This is a genomic window from Xanthomonas bonasiae (assembly GCF_017163705.1).
Classification (GTDB): Bacteria; Pseudomonadota; Gammaproteobacteria; order Xanthomonadales; family Xanthomonadaceae; genus Xanthomonas_A; species Xanthomonas_A bonasiae.
Window position 1 is genome coordinate 577,204 of sequence record NZ_JAFIWB010000001.1, and the last position, 15,674, is coordinate 592,877.

Here is a 15,674-nt window from a genome sequence, read left to right on the forward strand (position 1 = left end):
CGCTGCACCTCAAGGCGTCGCCGCCTGCTGCGGCGGCGCATCCGCAGACAGATGCGCCTGCAGGAAGCCGGCCACGCCGCTCCACAGCGCGGCACGGTGATCGACGTCGGCGAAGCCGTGGCCCTCGCCCGCGAAGGTCAGACCCACCGGCGGGTTGCCGGCCATCTCCAGCATCCGCAGCATGCGCCGGGTATGTTCGTAGTCCACGCGCCGGTCCTCCAGCCCGTGCGCCAGCAGCACCGGCACCTTGATCGCCTCGTAGCGGTACAGCGGCGAAGTGCGGGTCATCTGCTCCAGCTGCGTGTTCGGATTGCCCAGCAGCCGCTCCAGGTCGGCGCGACTGTCGGCATCGCGCGCGCCGTCGCTGGCGGTGTATATCAGGATCCGGTCGGCGACCCCGGCGATCGACGCCACGCAACGGAAACGCGCCGGCCAGCGCATCGCCATCACCAGCGCCGAGTACCCGCCATAACTGGCGCCGAGCACGCACATGCGCTGCGCATCCAGCGGATAGCGCGCCAGCGCCTGTTCGATCGCCGCGTCGATGTCGTCCTCGATCAGCGTGCCGAAACCGTCGCGCCCGGCTTCGCGGAACGCGCGGCCGTAGCCGTCGGAGCCGCGGAAGTTGACCCGCAGCACCGCATAGCCGAGCGAGGCCAGGAACTGGGTGTCCGGATCGAAGCCCAGCGAATCGGCCACGCCGATCGGCCCGCCGTGCGGGAACACCACCAGCGGCTTGCGTCCGCCGCCCGGCGGCAGGGTCAGGAACGCCTCCAGCGGCAGCCCGTCGCGGCCCTTGAACTTGAGCACCTCGCTGGGCGCGAAATGCAGGCCCTGCAGCCACGGCATGTCCTCGGCGATCGGCGTGGCGGCGCGCTTGTCCAGGTCCAGGTGGTACAGCTGCGGCGGCTGGTCGGCGGCGTCGGCCCACAGGATCATCTGCCGTCCGTCCGCGTTGCGCGCGGCGATCTGCACGTTGCGCCCGGGCAGTGCGGCGCTCAGCGCGCGGCCGAGGCGTTCGTCGGTGCTTTCGAAGTAGTGGCTGACCAGGCGCCCGCTCTCGTAGTAGGTGACCCCGATCGGCGTGCGCCGCGGGCCCTGGATCAGGTCGACCACATCGACCCCGGGCTGGCTGAACAGGGTGCGCACGATCTTGCGCGCGGCGACGTCGTAGGCGACCAGATCGCGCTGGCCGCGCCCCTCGTCGGTCACCGCGTAGATCTCGCCGGCATCGAAGGACAGCCCGACCGGCTGGAAATCGCGCAGGTCGCTGAGCCTCATCACGTCGCGGTAGGTCGCGCCCATGCCGTCGCGGTACAGCAGCACGTAGTCGTCGTCGCGCCGCACCACCGCCAGGCGCAGCCGCCCGTTGCCGTCGGTCAGCCAGCCCACGTCGCGTTCCAGGCCGATGTTCAGCCGTTCCTGGAAACGCGGCCGCCAACGGTCGATCGCCGCCTGGCTGGACACGTCCATCAACTGCACCGCGTTGTCGCCGTTGCGCAGCGTGGTGGCGTACAGCACCGTGTTGGGCGCCTGCGGCAAGGCATCGACGATGTAGCCGCCATCGGGCAGGGTCAGCGCGCTCCACTTGCGCTTGCCGTCGGCGCCGACATCCACGCGCATGCCGCGCACCACGTCCTGGCCATGCGGCACGCGCACGGTGAACAGCAGCGCATCGTTGCCGGCCCACAGCAACTGCTTGATCGGCTCGACGCTGGTGGCCAGCAGGCGCTGCTGGTTGCTGGCCAGATCCAGCAGTTCGATGCGCCATTCGTCCTTGCGCTCGTGCAGCTGCAGCGCCAGCAGGTCGCCGCGCGGATTCAGCTCCAGCGCGTTGACCAGACCGCCGCGGAACACGGTGGCGGGGGCGATCGGCATTGCGGCCGGCGGCGGCGGCGCGCGCAACGCCACCTTCGCCGCCGGCGTGGCGTTGGGATGCTGGGCCAGCGCCTGGCGGTAGAACTGCGGGAACGGATCGGGATAGTGCCCCGAATAGCCCAGTTCGTAGTGCGCCCACACTGCCGGATGGGTCTGCTGCAGCCAGTCCATCGCCGCCAGCGAACGGTTGACCATGCCCAGGTCGAAATTGAACAGGGACTTGGGCCGGAACAACAGGTCGCCCGGATAGGTGATGCGTCCGGGCTGGATGCGGAAGCGGAACTCGTCGCTGTCGCGCATGTTGTAACTGAATCCCGGCAGCAGCGAGATCTTGCGCCAGGCGTAGTTGCCGACCGGCGCGATGTACAGCCGGTAGCTGATCCCCGGCTTGAGCTGGGACATGGTGCCGGCGCCGAAGATCTTGCCGTCCTTGTTCAACTCCACGCCGTACAGGTCGACATCGGTATCCACCGCGACCAGCACCAGGCCCTCGTCGGGCGCCAGCTGCGGCGTCTGCCCGGGTTTGACTTCCTGCATCCGCGCCCACGCCGGCAATGCCAGCGTGCACAACGCCAGCAGCAACAGCCACGCCAGCCGGCGCCCCACGCGACCGCCGGCCGCGACAACGTGCTTTTCCATGATGTCCCCTGTTTCCTTGCCGGGCGGCAGCCCCCTGCGCCCAGCGCGCATCATAGCCGCGCCGCAGCCGCCTACGGCAGCCGCTAGAGCACCAGCCGCGCGCCGAGGAAATCGACGAACACGCGCAGCTTCGGCAGCATGTGCCGGCCGGACGGCCACAGCAGGTGGAAGGTGCCGGTGGAGTCGACGTAGTCGTCGAGCAGCGTGCGCAGCGTGCCGGCCGCAAGCTCCGCGCGCACCGAGTGCTCCGGCAGGAAGGCGATGCCGCAGCCGCGCAGGGCGAAGCTCAGCCGCGTCTCGATGTTGTTGCAGACCATCGACACCGGCAACTGCAGGCCGGCTGTCGCCGCGCCCATCGGCCAGGCTTCCAGGCGTCCGCTGCTGCGGAAGCGGTAGTGCAGGCACTGGTGGGCGAGCAGGTCGGCCGGCCGCAGCGGCGTGCCGCAGCGCTGCAGGTAGTCCGGCGCGGCGACCAGGCAGCGGCGGAAGCGGCCCAGGCGGCGCGAGGCCAGCCGCGAGTCGTCCGGCTCGGCCACGCGCAGCACCGCATCGAAGCCCTCCTCGATCACGTCCACCAGGCGGTCGTCGAAATCCAGGTCCAGCTGGATCTGCGGATAGGCGCGCATGAAGTCGGCCAGCACCGGCAGCAGCACGTTGTTGTTCATCGGCAGGCTGATCCGCAGCCGCCCCTTCGGCGTCGTGGCCAGGCTGCCCAGCTCGCCGCGCGCCGCTTCGGCCTCGGCCAGGATGCGCCGGCAGCGCGGCAGGAACAGCTGGCCTTCGGCGGTCAGGGTCAGGCTGCGGGTGCTGCGATGGAGCAGGCGCACCCCCAGCGACTGCTCCAGCCGCGACACGCTCTTGGCCATCGCCGACGCGGACAGGCCCTGCACCCGCCCGGCCTCGGCGAAGCCGCCACTCTCCACCACCTGTACGAAGCCGCGCAGGCTGCCCAGACTGTCCATCGCACCGCCACCATTGCGGACATTTACGTCCTCGTAGCCAGGAACTCTACCCGTCTTTTTCCGCAATCGGCATGCGCCCACGCTGCACCTCCCCCCCTCCACGAGTCGCGCCGATGCCCACGTCCTCCACCGCCGCTCCTGCTTCGACGCTGTCGCCGCACCACGCCGCACCGCTCGATGCCGCGATCGACGCCGCGCTGCGCCAGCAACGTCTGGTCGGTGCGGTGGTGCTGGTCGCCCACCGCGGCGCCTGCCTGTACCGCCGCGCCGCCGGCTGGGCCGACCGCGAGGCGCAGCGGCCGATGCGCGAGGACACGACGTTCCGCCTGGCTTCGGTCAGCAAGCTGGTGGTGGCGACGGCGGCACTGGTGCTGGTCGCGCAGGGCCGCCTGGCGCTGGATGCGCCGGTCGCGCGCTGGCTGCCCTGGTTCCGTCCCGCATTGCCCGACGGACGGGTGCCGGACATCAGCCTGCGCCAGTTGCTCAGCCACAGCGCCGGACTCGGCTATCGCTTCCTGGAGCCGGCGGACGGCGCGCATGCGCGTGCCGGCGTCTCCGACGGCATGGACAACAGCGGGCTGAGCCTGGAAGACAACCTGCGCCGCCTCGCCGGGGTGCCGCTGCAGTACGCGCCCGGCACCGGCTGGGGCTATTCGTTGTCGATCGACGTGCTCGGCGCGGTGCTGCAGGCGGCCAGCGGCCAGGCGTTGCCGGCATTGGTGCGCGACCTGGTCACCGCGCCGCTGGGCATGCACGCCACCGCCTTCCATGCCGAGGACACGGCCCGCCTGGCCGTGCCCTACGTCAACGGCGCCCCGGCGCCGCACCGGCTGGGCGAAGGCGAAGTCGTCGCGCCGTTCGCCGAGGGCGCCGGCATCGTGTTCCATCCCTCGCGCGCGCTGGACCGCGACGCGTTCGCTTCCGCCGGCGCGGGCATGGTCGGCAACGCCGGCGACGTGCTGCGCCTGCTCGAGACGCTGCGCGGCGGCGGCGCGCCACTGCTGCCGGCCGCGCTGGTCGCCGAAATGGGCCGCGCGCAGGCCGGCGACTTCGGCCCGCCGGACGGGCCCGGCTGGGGCTACGGCCTGGGCTTTGCGGTGCTGCGCGATCCCGCGCCGACCGCGACCCCGGAAGCGCCCGGTACCTGGCGCTGGGGCGGCGCCTATGGGCACAACTGGTTCGTCGATCCGGCGCGGCAGCTGAGCGTGGTGGCGTTGACCAACACGCTGTACGAAGGCATGTCCGGGGCGTTCGTGGTCGAGCTGCGCGACGCGGTCTACGCCAGCCTGCGCGAGGTGTCGGCATGAGCGGCGAATGCCTCGCGCCGCGCCCGGCCGGGTCCGCTGCGGCCGCGCCGCCGGCGGCGCGGCGCCTGCCCTGGAGCGGATTGCTCGCGCTGGCCTGCGCCGGCTTCATCACCATCCTCACCGAAGCGCTGCCGGCCGGCCTGCTGCCGGCGATGGCGGCGGGGCTGGGCGTCGGCGAAGCCTGGGTCGGCCAGTTGGTCACGCTCTACGCGCTCGGCTCGCTGCTGGCGGCGATCCCGCTCACCGCCGCCACCCGCCGCTACCGGCGGCGCCCGTTGCTGCTGCTCGCCATCGCCGGCTTCGCGCTGGCCAACACGGTCACCGCGATCTCCGCCAGCTATCCGTTGATCCTGGCCGCGCGCCTGCTCGCAGGGGTCAGCGCCGGATTGCTGTGGGCGCTGCTGGCCGGCTACGCGCGCCGGATGGTGGCCCCGGCGCAGCAGGGCCGCGCGATCGCGGTGGCGATGGTCGGCACGCCGCTGGCGCTGGCGCTGGGCGTGCCGGCCGGCACCCTGCTCGGGCAACAGTGGGGCTGGCGCTGGACGTTCGGCGCGATGTCGCTGCTGAGCCTGGGCCTGCTCGGCTGGGCGCGCGGCGCGCTGCCCGATTTCGCCGGCCAGGCGGCGACTGCGGCGCTGCCGCTGCGTCGCGTGCTGGGCCTGCGCGGCGTGGCCCAGGTGCTGGCGGTGATGCTGTTGTTCGTGCTCGCGCACAACCTGCTCTACACCTACGTGGCGCCGCTGCTGGCGCTGTCGACCGCGGCGGCGGCGCTGGACCGCTACCTGCTGTTGTTCGGCGCGGCCTCGCTGCTGGGCATCGTCGTGGTCGGCGTGTGGATCGACCGCTGGATGCGGCCGCTGCTGCTGGCCAGCATCGGCCTGTTCGCGCTCGCCGTGCTGGCGATGGCGCTGTGGCCGCGTTCGCCGGCGTTGCTGGCGGTGGCGCTGGCGACCTGGGGCGTGGCGTTCGGCGGCTGCGCCACGTTGTTCCAGACCGCGATCGCGCGCCGTGCCGGCGACGCCGCCGATCTGGCGCAGTCGCTGGTGGTCACCGGCTGGAACCTGGCGATCGCCGGCGGCGGCATGCTCGGCGGCGCATTGCTGCAGCGTTCCGGCGCCGCCGCCCTGTCCTGGGTGGCGCTGGCGCTGCTGGCGCTGGCGTGGGCATTCGCGCAACGCCGGCACGGCTGGGCGAACGCCGACGAGTGAGCCGCAGCGCCACCACCGGCGCCGGCCATGCGCGTGCCGAGTGCCGGCGTCCCGTGCGCAACGCCCGCTACGCGGCGCCGCGCACCGCCGCTGCTCGCCGCGAACGCGATGCCGGCGCCGGCGGCCGACGCGGCTCAGGCCTTGCGCAGGAAGCAGGTCTTCAGCACGAGGCCCTTGATCTTGTCCGAATTGCCTTCGATGTGCTCGGCATCGTCCTCGACCAGGCGGATGCCGCGGATCACCGTGCCCTGCTTCAGCGGGATCGACGAGCCCTTGACCTTCAGGTCCTTGATCACCACCACGGTGTCGCCGGCCTGCAGCACGTTGCCGTTGCTGTCGCGCACCACCATTTCCGCGGCGGCTGCGGCGTCCGCCGCCGCCGGCCATTCGTAGCCGCAGTCGGCGCAGATCCACAGCGCCCCGTCGACATAGGTGTTTTGCAGGGTGCATTGCGGACAGGCGGGTGCGGCGGACATGGCGTTCCTTGATACGGCGACGACGGGAGGACGCCTATTGTAGCCGCCCGCTCCACGCCGCCGCGTGCCGCGGCCCCGGCCGCTCTTCCCGCAGGAATCCCATGTCCGCCGCTTCCGGTTCCCGCTTCGCGATCTATGCCGCGCTCGCCGGCAACCTGGCCATCGCCATCGCCAAGTTCGTCGCCGCCGCGTTGTCCGGCAGTTCGGCGATGCTCAGCGAAGGCGTGCATTCGCTGGTCGATACGGTCAACGAGCTGTTGCTGCTGTACGGCCTGCGCCGGGCCGCGCGGCCTGCCGATGCCAGCCATCCGTTCGGCTACGGGCGCGAGCTGTATTTCTGGAGTTTCATCGTCGCCCTGCTGGTGTTCGCGCTCGGCGCCGGGGTGTCGCTCTACGAAGGCATCGCGCATGTCCGCAATCCGGAGCCGGCCAGCAACCACACCCTCAACTACGTGGTGCTGGGCCTGTCGATCCTGTTCGAGGGCGGTTCGTGGTGGGTGTCGCTGCGCGAGTTCCGCGCGCGCAAGGGCGCCATGGGCTACGTGCAGGCGTTCCGCGAGAGCAAGGACCCGAGCCTGTTCACCGTGCTGCTGGAAGACAGCGCCGCGCTGATCGGCCTGTTCATCGCCTTGCTCGGCCTGCTGGCCGCGCAGTGGCTGCAGATGCCCGAACTGGACGGCGTGGCCTCGATCGGCATCGCCGCGGTGCTGGCCTGCTCGGCCTTCGTGCTGGCGCGCGAGAGCAAGGGTCTGCTGATCGGCGAACCGGCGGCACGGCCGCTGAGCGATGCCTTGCGCCGCATCGCCGGCGCCGATCCGGACGTGCGCGCGGTCAACGGCGTGCTGAGCGTGCAGATGGGGCCCGAGCAGGTGGTCGCCGCGCTCAGCGCCGAGTTCGAGGACCAGCGCAGCACCGCGCAGATCGAGGCCTGCATCGAACGCATCGAACGCGCCGCGCGCGCCGAGCACCCCGAATTGCAGTCGCTGTTCGTCAAGCCACAGACGCCCGAGGCGTGGCGGGCGCGACGCAGCGCGTTGCGCGCCCCGCCGCCGGCCTGAACGCGCGATCCGGCGCACAGACTTGCGATCCGCCGCCGCTTTTCGTTAGGGTATTCGGGTAGCACCTCCCATCGCGCTGTGACTGTGCCGGCGTATCCCACTTCCTACTGAATGAGGTTTCCCATGGAGATCGCCAATGGCCTTGTCGCCACCATCCACTACACCCTGACCGACGACGCCGGCGAGGTGATCGATCAATCCGCGCCGGACAATCCGCTGAGCTATCTGCACGGCGCCGGCAACATCGTGCCGGGGCTGGAAAAGGCGCTGACCGGCAAGCGCCCCGGCGAACGCGTGCAGGTCGACGTGATTCCGGCCGAAGGCTACGGCCCGCGCCACGAGCAACTGCAGCAGCAGGTGCCGCGCAGCTCGTTCCCGGATGCCGAGGGCCTGCAGCCCGGCATGCAGTTCCAGGCGCAGACCGACCAGGGCCCGCTGCTGGTCACGGTCACCGAGGTCGGCGCCGAGCTGGTGACCATCGACGGCAACCATCCGCTGGCCGGGCAGGTGCTGCATTTCGCGGTGGAAGTGGCCGGCGTGCGCGATGCCACCGAGCAGGAAAAGAACCAGGGCCACGCGGGCGCGGCGCTGTAACCGCCCGCATCCCGGCTGCAACCGCACGAGGCCCGCAATCGCGGGCCTCTTGCATTGTGCGGCGGCGGCGGCCACAGGCGCGGCCACCTCCCTGCAGCGGCCGCCGCCGGCTTGCGCCGCGCTGCGGCTTGCCGCACAGTGCGCGGCCCCCTGCCCGGCCCCGCAGCGACATGAGACTCGGCATCGACTTCGGTACCAGCAACTCCGCCGCCGCCGCGGTGATCGATGGCCGCGTGGTGCCGATCGGCTTCGGCGACCAGCACCAGTTCCGCACCACCGTGTACTTCCCGGAAGTGATGCGCGATCCGTCCGATTTCGAGCTGACCCCTGTGCTGGAGCGGCAGGTGGACGAGCTGATCGAGGCCGGCCGCCGCGATGCGGCCGCCGCCGGCCGCGAGCGCAGCCGCGACGAGTTGCGTCGCGACGCGATCCGCGTGGTGCGCCGGCAATGGATGGAAGCGCAGATGCGCGAGCCGCGCAGTTCCGCGGCGCTGCTGCAGAACGCGGTGTACGGCGACGCGGCGCTGGACGCGTATTTCGTCGAAGGCGAAGGCAGCCTGGTGCAGAGTCCGAAATCGATGCTCGGCTACAACCTGCATCCGCGCGCCAAGCAGACCATCACCGGCATCGCCACGCACATCCTCGAGCACATCCGCCTGACCGCCTCGCAGCAACTCGGCGTGCAGGTGCGCAGCGCGCTGCTCGGGCGACCGGTGCAGTTCCGCAGCTCGATCGGCGAGGCCGGCAACGCGCAGGCGCTGGATATCCTGCACAGCGCCGCGATCGCCGCCGGCTTCGACGACATCGCGTTCCTGGAAGAACCCGCCGCCGCGGCGATGCACTACCACGCCGGCAGCGGCGAGCGCCACGACGCGGTGGTGGTGGACATCGGCGGCGGCACCACCGACATCGCCCACGCCAGCGTCGGCGGCGACGGCGCGCCGCAGGTGCATCGCGCCTGGGGCATCGCCCGCGGCGGTACCGACATCGACCTGGCGCTGAGCCTGGCCAGCTACATGCCGCTGTTCGGCCGCGGCAGCACCCGCGTGCCGGCGCACCACTACGTCGAAGCGGCGATGGTGCAGGACACCACGCGCCAGCGCGATTTCCGCCAGCATCGCTACGACGAAGTGCCGCACCCGTACGACACGCGGCTGCAGGCGTTGCAGGACACCGGCAACACCGCGCGCCTGTACCGCGCGGTGGAGCGCAGCAAGATCCTTCTCAGCGACAGCGCGCAGCACGAGGAGGCGCTGGATTACATCGAAGCCGGGCTGCAGGTGCAGGTGCGGGCCGACGAGCTGACCCACGCCGCACGCAGCTATCTGGAAGCGCTGGGCGAACTGCTCGCGCAGGTCCGCAGCGACATCGCCTGCGATCCGGCCGCGGTGTTCCTGACCGGCGGCATGTCGCGCGCCGGCTACATCCAGCAGGTGGTCGCCGCCGCGTTCCCGCAGGCGCGCCTGGTGCACGGCGATCCTTCGTTCGGCGTGGTCCAGGGCCTGGCCCTGGCCGCCGCGCAGCGCTGACCGGCGCGAGGCCCGCGGCGTCTCGCCAACCGCGCCGCAGCGCGCGCTGGCGCGGCCGCGCGTGCGCAAGGCGCTAGCGCAGGTTCCGTTCATACGCAAGAGGCGCGACTGGCGTAATATGCGCGGTCACGCTTCAGCGTCACGTTTCTACACGCGTCTCGTCCGGCCGTTTCTGTCGCCCGACTCGCCCCTCTTCTCGCGCCAGCCTCCGTCCCGCTTCGGGCCGGATCCACCGGGAGCGCCTGTGTCCGGCTACACCACCCAGATCAACACGCTCAACCTGGGCGGCCAGGACTATCGCATCCGTTCGCTGCTCGATACCCAACAGTTCTCCGATCCCGACGCGCAGGCCGAAGCGGCCGGCATTTCCTCGGCGCAATGGAGCCTGTTCGGCAACGTGTGGCCGGCCGGGCGGCTGCTCGCCGAAGCGATGGCGCTGTACGACTTCGGCGGCAAGCGCATCCTCGAGATCGGCTGCGGCCTGGGCCTGGCCAGCCTGGTGCTGCGCCGCCGCGGCGCCGACATCGTCGCCAGCGACCGCCATCCGCTGACCGAGGTGTTCCTGGCCTACAACGCCGCGCTCAACGAAATGCCCGCGGTACCGTACCGCCGCCTCGACTGGGACCAGCCTAACCTCGAGCTGGGCCGTTTCGACGTGATCATCGGCAGCGACGTGCTGTACGAACACCAGCATCCGGCGCTGCTGGCCGAGTTGCTGGCGCGGCATGCGACGGCGAGTGCGGAAGTGCTGATCGCCGATCCGGGCCGCGGCAACAGCGCCGCGCTGACCCGCGCGCTGGCCACGCAGGGCTATGCGCTCAGCGAACAGCGCGAAATGCCGTTGGGTCCGGACGATCTGCCGCCCTACCGCGGCCGCGTATTGCGCTTTCGCCGCGATGCCATGCCCATCGGCGGCAACGCGTGAGCGCGCAACCGGCAACACCGCGCGCCCCGGCCGAAAAATCCGTCGCCTGCGACCGCTGCGACGCGATCTGCTGCCGCCTGACCGTGCTGCTGATGCCCGACGACAAGGTGCCCGACCACTACACCGAGCACACCGCCGAGGGCCTGCACGTGATGGCCCGCGACGAGGACGGCTGGTGCGTGGCGGTGGACAGCAAGCGCATGTGCTGCTCGATCTACGAACAGCGCCCGGCGATCTGCCGCAAGTTCACGATGGCCGGCCCGTATTGCCGCGACATCCGCCGCATCCACAACGATCAGTTGGCGCGCGGCATTCCCCTGACGATGTACTGACTCCAGGAGATTCACCATGGCACGTCCCACCAGCAAGACCCCGCCCCCGACCGCCAAGACCGCACGCAGCGGCGCCGGCGACAAGGCGCAGAAAGGCCTCAGCCGCGAGCGTATCGAGGCCGACATGGCCGCGTTCCGCAAGGCCGGCGGCCGCGTCGAAGTGCTCGGCACCACCCGCGTGCTGAAGAAAGTCGACGAAGCCGAAGCCGGCTGAGCCGGCGCGCTGCGGCAGCGCCGCAGCCGATGTCGGCGCCGTCTTCACGGCGCCGGCCGATAATCCAGGCCTCTTCGCTGCGGTAGACGCACGTAGCATGCTCCTGCGATCCCTCTCCGCTGAACTGGGCCAGCCGGCCTGCGGCAATTGCCGCGATGGCGAACCGCTCGACTTCGGCATCCGCATGGCGTTCCAGCCGATCGTCGATGCGCGCGCGCGCACGATCTACGCCTACGAGGCGCTGGTCCGCGGCGAGGACGGCAGCGGCGCGGCCGCGGTGTTGGCGCGGGTCGGCCCGCAGCAGCTGTACCGCTTCGACCAGACCTGCCGGGTGCAGGCGATCGCCACCGCGGCGCGGCTGGGCCTGCGCACCCGGCTGTCGATCAATTTCATTCCCAATGCGGTCTACGAACCGGCGACCTGCATCCGCCTGACCCTGGCCGCGGCCGAGCGCTACGGCGTGCCGACCGGCGATCTGATCTTCGAGATGAGCGAGTCCGAGCACATCCGCGATCTCAGCAAGGTGGTGCGGATCCTGCGCGACTACGCGCAGCGCGGATTCCTCACCGCGATCGACGATTTCGGTGCCGGTCACTCCGGGCTCAACCTGCTCGCCAATTTCCAGCCGCATCTGCTCAAGCTGGACATGGCCCTGATCCGCGACATCGATACCAGCGCGCCGCGCCGGCATATCGTCGCCGGCATCGTCGGCATGGCGGCCGCACTGGGTTGCCAGGTGCTTGCCGAGGGCGTGGAAACGCCCGCCGAATACCGCGCGCTGCGCGCGTTGGGCATCGACCTGTACCAGGGTTTCCTGTTCGCGATGCCTGCGCTGGAGGCGCTGCCGGAGATCCCTGCGGAACGCTGGGCCAGCCTGGAACAGGCCGCCTGAGCGACGCCCGGCCGCGCGCCTGCGCTGCAGCGTCGGCGTGGCGGCGATGGCGCCGGCCGGACGCCATCCGCACTTGCCCGATGCGGCGACGATTGCGACCATCGCGCCTCCCCCGCCATGCCGAACCCGCCGATGTCCTCGCTGCACACCATGCTGCCACCCTGGGCCCACCGCTGGCTGGACCTGATCGTGCCGAGCGCGCAGATCGCGCTGATCGTGCTCGGCGCATGGCTGTTGCGCACCCTGCTGCGGCGGTTGGTGCGGCGACTGAGCGAACACCACGCGCTGCCGCCCGAACTGACGATGCTGGCGCGCCGCGGCAGCGGCTTCGTGATCTACAGCACGGCGCTGCTGCTGATCCTGGACCGGCTCGGCGTGTCCGGCACGGTGCTGTGGACCGCGTTCACCGGCTTCGCCGCAGTGGCGGCGGTGGCGTTCTTCGCGGCCTGGAGCGTGCTGTCGAACATCTTCTGCACGCTGCTGATCTTCGCCACGCGGCCGTTCCGCCTGCACGACCACATCGAACTGCTCGAGAACGGCGAAAAGCCCGGACTCAAGGGCCAGGTGGTGGACATCAACCTGATTTACACCACGCTGCGCGAGAACCGCGACGACGATGGCGACAGCGTGCTGCAGATTCCCAACAGCCTGTTCTTCCAGCGCAGCACGCGGCGCTGGCGCGGCCACCCGGTGCCGCCGGGACTCGGCTAGCGCGCAAGCGCACGTCCTAACAAGACACTGATCGCACGAGCGGTATCGTGCCTGGCTCGTGCGCCGCCGCATCGCGGCACGCGCCCCCAACGACAAGGTGCCCCATGGAACAACCCGTCCACCCGTTCGCCGAGCTGTTCGCCCAGTTGGGCCTGCCCAATAGCGAAACCGAGATCCGCCAGTTCATCGGCCGCCATTCGCCGCTGCCGGACACGATGCGGCTGGAAGAAGCGCCGTTCTGGACGCCGGCCCAGGCGCAGTTGCTGCGCGAGGAACGCATCGACGACGCCGACTGGGCGATGGTGGTCGATCAACTCAACATCGCGCTGCACTCGCGGCCGGTACCGCCGGTCAGCAACGCCGCCAACGACGACTGAGTCGCCTCAGCGCAGCTGGCTGTCCTTGCTGCCGCGGCGGTTGTAGCCGCTGTGCTCGTGCCGTTCGTGGTCGTGCGCTTCCTGGCAGGCCACGCACAGGCGCACGCCGGGCACCGCCTTGCGCCGCGCCTCGGGAATCGGCGCATCGCAGGCTTCGCAGTGCTCCAGGCTCGGGCCCTGCGGCAGCTGGCTGCGCGCACGCTTGATCGCATCTTCGACGGTGGCGTCGATCTGGTCCTGCACCGCGCCGTCGTTTGCCCACCCTGTGGCCATCGCCGTCTCCTGCTGTGTCGCCTGTTTCCGATGATGCGGCCGGCGCCCGCCAATGCAATGGCAGGCGCCTTCACATTGCTTGGGGATTCAGTCGCGACCCCGACGCGGCAAAGCCGGCCACTGCACCGATGCCGGGAACCCGCGCGTATCGCGCAATGGATCCGTAGCGCAAGATCAGGCGTCCCGGTTCCCGAGTCCCGGCTCGCGCCCAGCCAGAAACCGCTGCAACCGCGGCACCACGAAATCCAGGAACACGCGCACGCGCTGCGGCAAGCGCGGGCCGCCGCGATAGAGCGCATGGATCTCCTCGGTATCGCCTTCCACCGCTTCCTGCAGCACTTCCACCAGGCGGCCCGCGGCCAGATCGTCGCGCACGTGATAATCGCCCAGCCGCGCCAGGCCGATGCCGGCGACGGCCATGCGCCGCACCGTTTCGCCGTTGTTGGCGAGCAGCGCGCCCTGCACCGTGCGATCGACGATGCGGCCGCTGTGCGCGAGCGGCCACACCGGTGCGGCGCGACGGAAATTGAAGCCCAGGCAGCTGTGCCGCGACAGCGCGTCGATGCTGCGCGGCGTGCCGTGGCGCGCCAGATAGGCCGGCGCGGCGACGATCTTGCGCCGCGCCACGCCGACATGCCGCGCCATCATGCTCGAATCCTGCAAGGCGCCGACGCGGAACGCGACGTCGGTGCGATCCAGGTACAGATCGACCATCTCGTCGGACAGCGAAAGATCGACCACGATCTGCGGATGCGCCTGCCAGAACGCCGGCAGCATCGGCTCCAGGCCGAGAATGCCGAACGCCACCGACGCATTCACCCGCACGCTGCCGCCGGCGCTGGCCGCGCCGCGGCCGAGGTCGCGCTCCACGTCGTCGAGTTCGGCGAGCAGCGACAGGCTGCGCTCGTAGTAGACCTGGCCTTCGGCGGTCAGCGACAGGCGCCGGGTCGAACGCTCCAGCAGGCGCACGCCAAGACGGGTCTCGACGCGGCCGATCAGCTTGCTGACCGTGGACGGCGTCATGCGCAGCAGGCGTGCCGCCGCAGAGAAACTGCCGGCATCCACGACCCGCAGGAACACCTGCATTTCGCCGGCGCGATTGTCCATTGCGACCAACCTGTGAATTCGCTTCACAGATCATAGGCGTGCGCGGCGGATTATCAAATCCGCCGCCGCGGCCTATCGTGGCGCTTCCGACCGAACCGCAAGCCCGCGCTCTCCATCAGCGCAGCATCGAAACCCGGACGAACAGCGCGGCCACGCCTGGCGGCAGCACGATGCCGGACCCGCGCGCGCAGCGCCCGCCGCACCCCACCTTTTCCGCCGGATGCGGCCAGCGCCGCACCGCTTCCCTCTCTCTCACCGAAGGATGACCTCATGGATCTGCAACTCGACGGCAAGACCGTTCTCGTCACCGGCGCCACCGCCGGCATCGGCCTGGCCATCGCCCGCACGCTCGCCGCCGAAGGCGCCGAGCTGATCATCTGTGGCCGCAACCAGGCCAATCTGGACACTGCCGCCGCCAGCATCGGCGGCAACGTGCGCAGCGTGCTGGCCGACCCGGCAACCGCGCAAGGCGCCGCGGCGCTCACCGCCGCGCTGCCGCAGGTCGACGTGCTGGTCAACAACCTGGGCATCTACGAATCCAAGGAATTCGGCGAGATCAGCGACGCGGACTGGCTGCGCTTCTTCGAAGTCAACGTCCTGAGCGGCGCGCGCCTGGCCCGGCATTACCTGCCCGGCATGCTGGCGCGCGACTGGGGCCGGATCATCTTCATCTCCAGCGAAAGCGCGGTCCTGGTCCCACCCAACATGATCCATTACGGCATGACCAAGACCGCGCAGCTGGCCATTTCGCGCGGCCTGGCGGCGACCACCAAGGGCACCCGCGTCACCGTCAATGCGGTGCTGCCCGGCACCACGCGCTCGGCCGGCATCGAGGAGTTCATGCGCAGCGTCGCCAGCGATCCGGACATGCCGCCCGAGGCGATGGAGCGCGAGTATTTCGCCAAGGAACGCGCCAGCTCGCTGATCCAGCGCATGATCGAGCCCGAAGAGGTCGCCAGCCTGGTCGCTTACGTGGCGAGTCCGCTGTCGGCGGCAACCAATGGCGCGGCGCTGCGCGTGGATGGCGGCATCACTCCGACCATCGTGTGAGCCGCGGCGCGACGTGCGCGCAGCGGCAATGAATCGATCCGTATCGCCGCCACGTTCATGGGCGAGATCCGATGCGGCCATTCCAATACGCCGCGCGGCGCATCGTGTCCGCGCACGCCGCACGCCGTTTTTCGCGCACGCC

At 70.6% G+C, this 15,674-nt stretch carries 17 protein-coding genes; 12 read left to right on the top strand and 5 right to left on the bottom strand.

Annotated features, from left to right (window positions below):
- Positions 1–9: 9 nt before the first annotated feature.
- Together JR064_RS02380 and JR064_RS02385 are read right to left on the bottom strand one after the other, a co-directional pair.
- The gene (locus tag JR064_RS02380) at positions 10–2,517 is read right to left on the bottom strand and encodes an alpha/beta hydrolase family protein (protein WP_206228671.1); all 2,508 of its coding nucleotides are present in this window, start codon (positions 2,515–2,517) and stop codon (positions 10–12) included.
- A gap of 83 nt (positions 2,518–2,600) precedes the next feature.
- Complete coding sequence (locus JR064_RS02385; RefSeq protein ID WP_206228672.1) at positions 2,601–3,479, bottom strand: LysR family transcriptional regulator; 879 nt, start codon at positions 3,477–3,479, stop codon at positions 2,601–2,603.
- Positions 3,480–3,592: 113 nt separating this feature from the next.
- On the opposite strand from JR064_RS02385, the gene JR064_RS02390 reads away from it, so the two are divergent.
- Both JR064_RS02390 and JR064_RS02395 read left to right on the top strand, forming a co-directional pair.
- Positions 3,593–4,786: a serine hydrolase domain-containing protein gene (locus JR064_RS02390; RefSeq protein WP_206228673.1), complete on the top strand. Its 1,194-nt coding sequence runs from the start codon at positions 3,593–3,595 to the stop codon at positions 4,784–4,786.
- A complete protein-coding gene (locus JR064_RS02395) occupies positions 4,783–5,994 on the top strand; it encodes an MFS transporter (protein ID WP_206228674.1) in 1,212 nt (403 codons plus the stop codon). Before JR064_RS02390 ends, JR064_RS02395 begins: the two co-directional genes overlap by 4 nt.
- Before the next feature lie 134 nt (positions 5,995–6,128).
- On the opposite strand, the gene JR064_RS02400 is transcribed toward JR064_RS02395, so the two are convergent.
- A complete protein-coding gene (locus JR064_RS02400) occupies positions 6,129–6,470 on the bottom strand; it encodes a zinc ribbon domain-containing protein YjdM (protein WP_206228675.1) in 342 nt (113 codons plus the stop codon).
- 101 nt (positions 6,471–6,571) lie between these two features.
- Between JR064_RS02400 and JR064_RS02405 the strand changes: the two genes are divergently transcribed.
- The 9 genes from JR064_RS02405 to JR064_RS02445 all read left to right on the top strand — a co-directional run bounded on the left by JR064_RS02405 (position 6,572) and on the right by JR064_RS02445 (position 13,102).
- Positions 6,572–7,528: a cation diffusion facilitator family transporter gene (locus JR064_RS02405; RefSeq protein ID WP_179563737.1), complete on the top strand. Its 957-nt coding sequence runs from the start codon at positions 6,572–6,574 to the stop codon at positions 7,526–7,528.
- 123 nt (positions 7,529–7,651) lie between these two features.
- Positions 7,652–8,122, top strand: coding sequence for an FKBP-type peptidyl-prolyl cis-trans isomerase (locus JR064_RS02410; protein WP_179563736.1), 471 nt, complete (start codon positions 7,652–7,654; stop codon positions 8,120–8,122).
- A gap of 170 nt (positions 8,123–8,292) precedes the next feature.
- Positions 8,293–9,651, top strand: coding sequence for an Hsp70 family protein (locus tag JR064_RS02415; protein WP_206228676.1), 1,359 nt, complete (start codon positions 8,293–8,295; stop codon positions 9,649–9,651).
- Positions 9,652–9,895: 244 nt separating this feature from the next.
- Entirely contained in the window at positions 9,896–10,576 is a 681-nt protein-coding gene (locus tag JR064_RS02420; RefSeq protein WP_179563734.1) for a class I SAM-dependent methyltransferase, read from the top strand.
- Entirely contained in the window at positions 10,573–10,908 is a 336-nt protein-coding gene (locus tag JR064_RS02425; RefSeq protein WP_179563733.1) for a YkgJ family cysteine cluster protein, read from the top strand. The genes JR064_RS02420 and JR064_RS02425 overlap by 4 nt, the downstream gene beginning before the upstream one ends.
- 16 nt (positions 10,909–10,924) lie before the next feature.
- Positions 10,925–11,122, top strand: coding sequence for a hypothetical protein (locus JR064_RS02430; RefSeq protein ID WP_179563732.1), 198 nt, complete (start codon positions 10,925–10,927; stop codon positions 11,120–11,122).
- Positions 11,123–11,219: 97 nt separating this feature from the next.
- Entirely contained in the window at positions 11,220–12,014 is a 795-nt protein-coding gene (locus JR064_RS02435) for an EAL domain-containing protein (RefSeq protein WP_191824796.1), read from the top strand.
- Between the two features lie 132 nt (positions 12,015–12,146).
- Positions 12,147–12,725: a mechanosensitive ion channel family protein gene (locus tag JR064_RS02440; protein ID WP_206228677.1), complete on the top strand. Its 579-nt coding sequence runs from the start codon at positions 12,147–12,149 to the stop codon at positions 12,723–12,725.
- A 104-nt stretch (positions 12,726–12,829) separates the two neighbouring features.
- Positions 12,830–13,102 carry a DUF2789 domain-containing protein gene (locus tag JR064_RS02445; protein WP_191824797.1) on the top strand — a complete coding sequence of 91 codons (273 nt, stop codon included), beginning with the start codon at positions 12,830–12,832 and terminating at the stop codon, positions 13,100–13,102.
- Positions 13,103–13,108: 6 nt separating this feature from the next.
- Here JR064_RS02445 and JR064_RS02450 read toward each other — a convergent pair whose 3' ends face one another.
- Together JR064_RS02450 and JR064_RS02455 are read right to left on the bottom strand one after the other, a co-directional pair.
- The gene (locus JR064_RS02450) at positions 13,109–13,375 is read right to left on the bottom strand and encodes a DksA/TraR family C4-type zinc finger protein (RefSeq protein WP_179563728.1); all 267 of its coding nucleotides are present in this window, start codon (positions 13,373–13,375) and stop codon (positions 13,109–13,111) included.
- 174 nt (positions 13,376–13,549) lie between these two features.
- Positions 13,550–14,482, bottom strand: coding sequence for a LysR family transcriptional regulator (locus JR064_RS02455; RefSeq protein WP_241092797.1), 933 nt, complete (start codon positions 14,480–14,482; stop codon positions 13,550–13,552).
- Positions 14,483–14,752: 270 nt separating this feature from the next.
- On the opposite strand from JR064_RS02455, the gene JR064_RS02460 reads away from it, so the two are divergent.
- Positions 14,753–15,532 (top strand): SDR family NAD(P)-dependent oxidoreductase, encoded by a 780-nt coding sequence (locus JR064_RS02460; protein ID WP_179563726.1) that lies wholly within the window; start codon positions 14,753–14,755, stop codon positions 15,530–15,532.
- Positions 15,533–15,674: the final 142 nt, after the last annotated feature.

Excerpts from the sequence above, each read along its gene's own strand:
- JR064_RS02380 (WP_206228671.1), bottom strand. The coding sequence starts at position 2,517 with ATGGAAAAGCACGTTGTCGCGGCCGGCGGTCGCGTGGGGCGCCGGCTG.
- JR064_RS02385 (WP_206228672.1), bottom strand. The coding sequence starts at position 3,479 with ATGGACAGTCTGGGCAGCCTGCGCGGCTTCGTACAGGTGGTGGAGAGT.
- JR064_RS02390 (WP_206228673.1), top strand. The coding sequence starts at position 3,593 with ATGCCCACGTCCTCCACCGCCGCTCCTGCTTCGACGCTGTCGCCGCAC.
- JR064_RS02395 (WP_206228674.1), top strand. The coding sequence starts at position 4,783 with ATGAGCGGCGAATGCCTCGCGCCGCGCCCGGCCGGGTCCGCTGCGGCC.
- JR064_RS02400 (WP_206228675.1), bottom strand. The coding sequence starts at position 6,470 with ATGTCCGCCGCACCCGCCTGTCCGCAATGCACCCTGCAAAACACCTAT.
- JR064_RS02405 (WP_179563737.1), top strand. The coding sequence starts at position 6,572 with ATGTCCGCCGCTTCCGGTTCCCGCTTCGCGATCTATGCCGCGCTCGCC.
- JR064_RS02410 (WP_179563736.1), top strand. The coding sequence starts at position 7,652 with ATGGAGATCGCCAATGGCCTTGTCGCCACCATCCACTACACCCTGACC.
- JR064_RS02415 (WP_206228676.1), top strand. The coding sequence starts at position 8,293 with ATGAGACTCGGCATCGACTTCGGTACCAGCAACTCCGCCGCCGCCGCG.
- JR064_RS02430 (WP_179563732.1), top strand. The coding sequence starts at position 10,925 with ATGGCACGTCCCACCAGCAAGACCCCGCCCCCGACCGCCAAGACCGCA.
- JR064_RS02435 (WP_191824796.1), top strand. The coding sequence starts at position 11,220 with ATGCTCCTGCGATCCCTCTCCGCTGAACTGGGCCAGCCGGCCTGCGGC.
- JR064_RS02440 (WP_206228677.1), top strand. The coding sequence starts at position 12,147 with ATGTCCTCGCTGCACACCATGCTGCCACCCTGGGCCCACCGCTGGCTG.
- JR064_RS02445 (WP_191824797.1), top strand. The coding sequence starts at position 12,830 with ATGGAACAACCCGTCCACCCGTTCGCCGAGCTGTTCGCCCAGTTGGGC.
- JR064_RS02450 (WP_179563728.1), bottom strand. The coding sequence starts at position 13,375 with ATGGCCACAGGGTGGGCAAACGACGGCGCGGTGCAGGACCAGATCGAC.
- JR064_RS02455 (WP_241092797.1), bottom strand. The coding sequence starts at position 14,482 with ATGGACAATCGCGCCGGCGAAATGCAGGTGTTCCTGCGGGTCGTGGAT.
- JR064_RS02460 (WP_179563726.1), top strand. The coding sequence starts at position 14,753 with ATGGATCTGCAACTCGACGGCAAGACCGTTCTCGTCACCGGCGCCACC.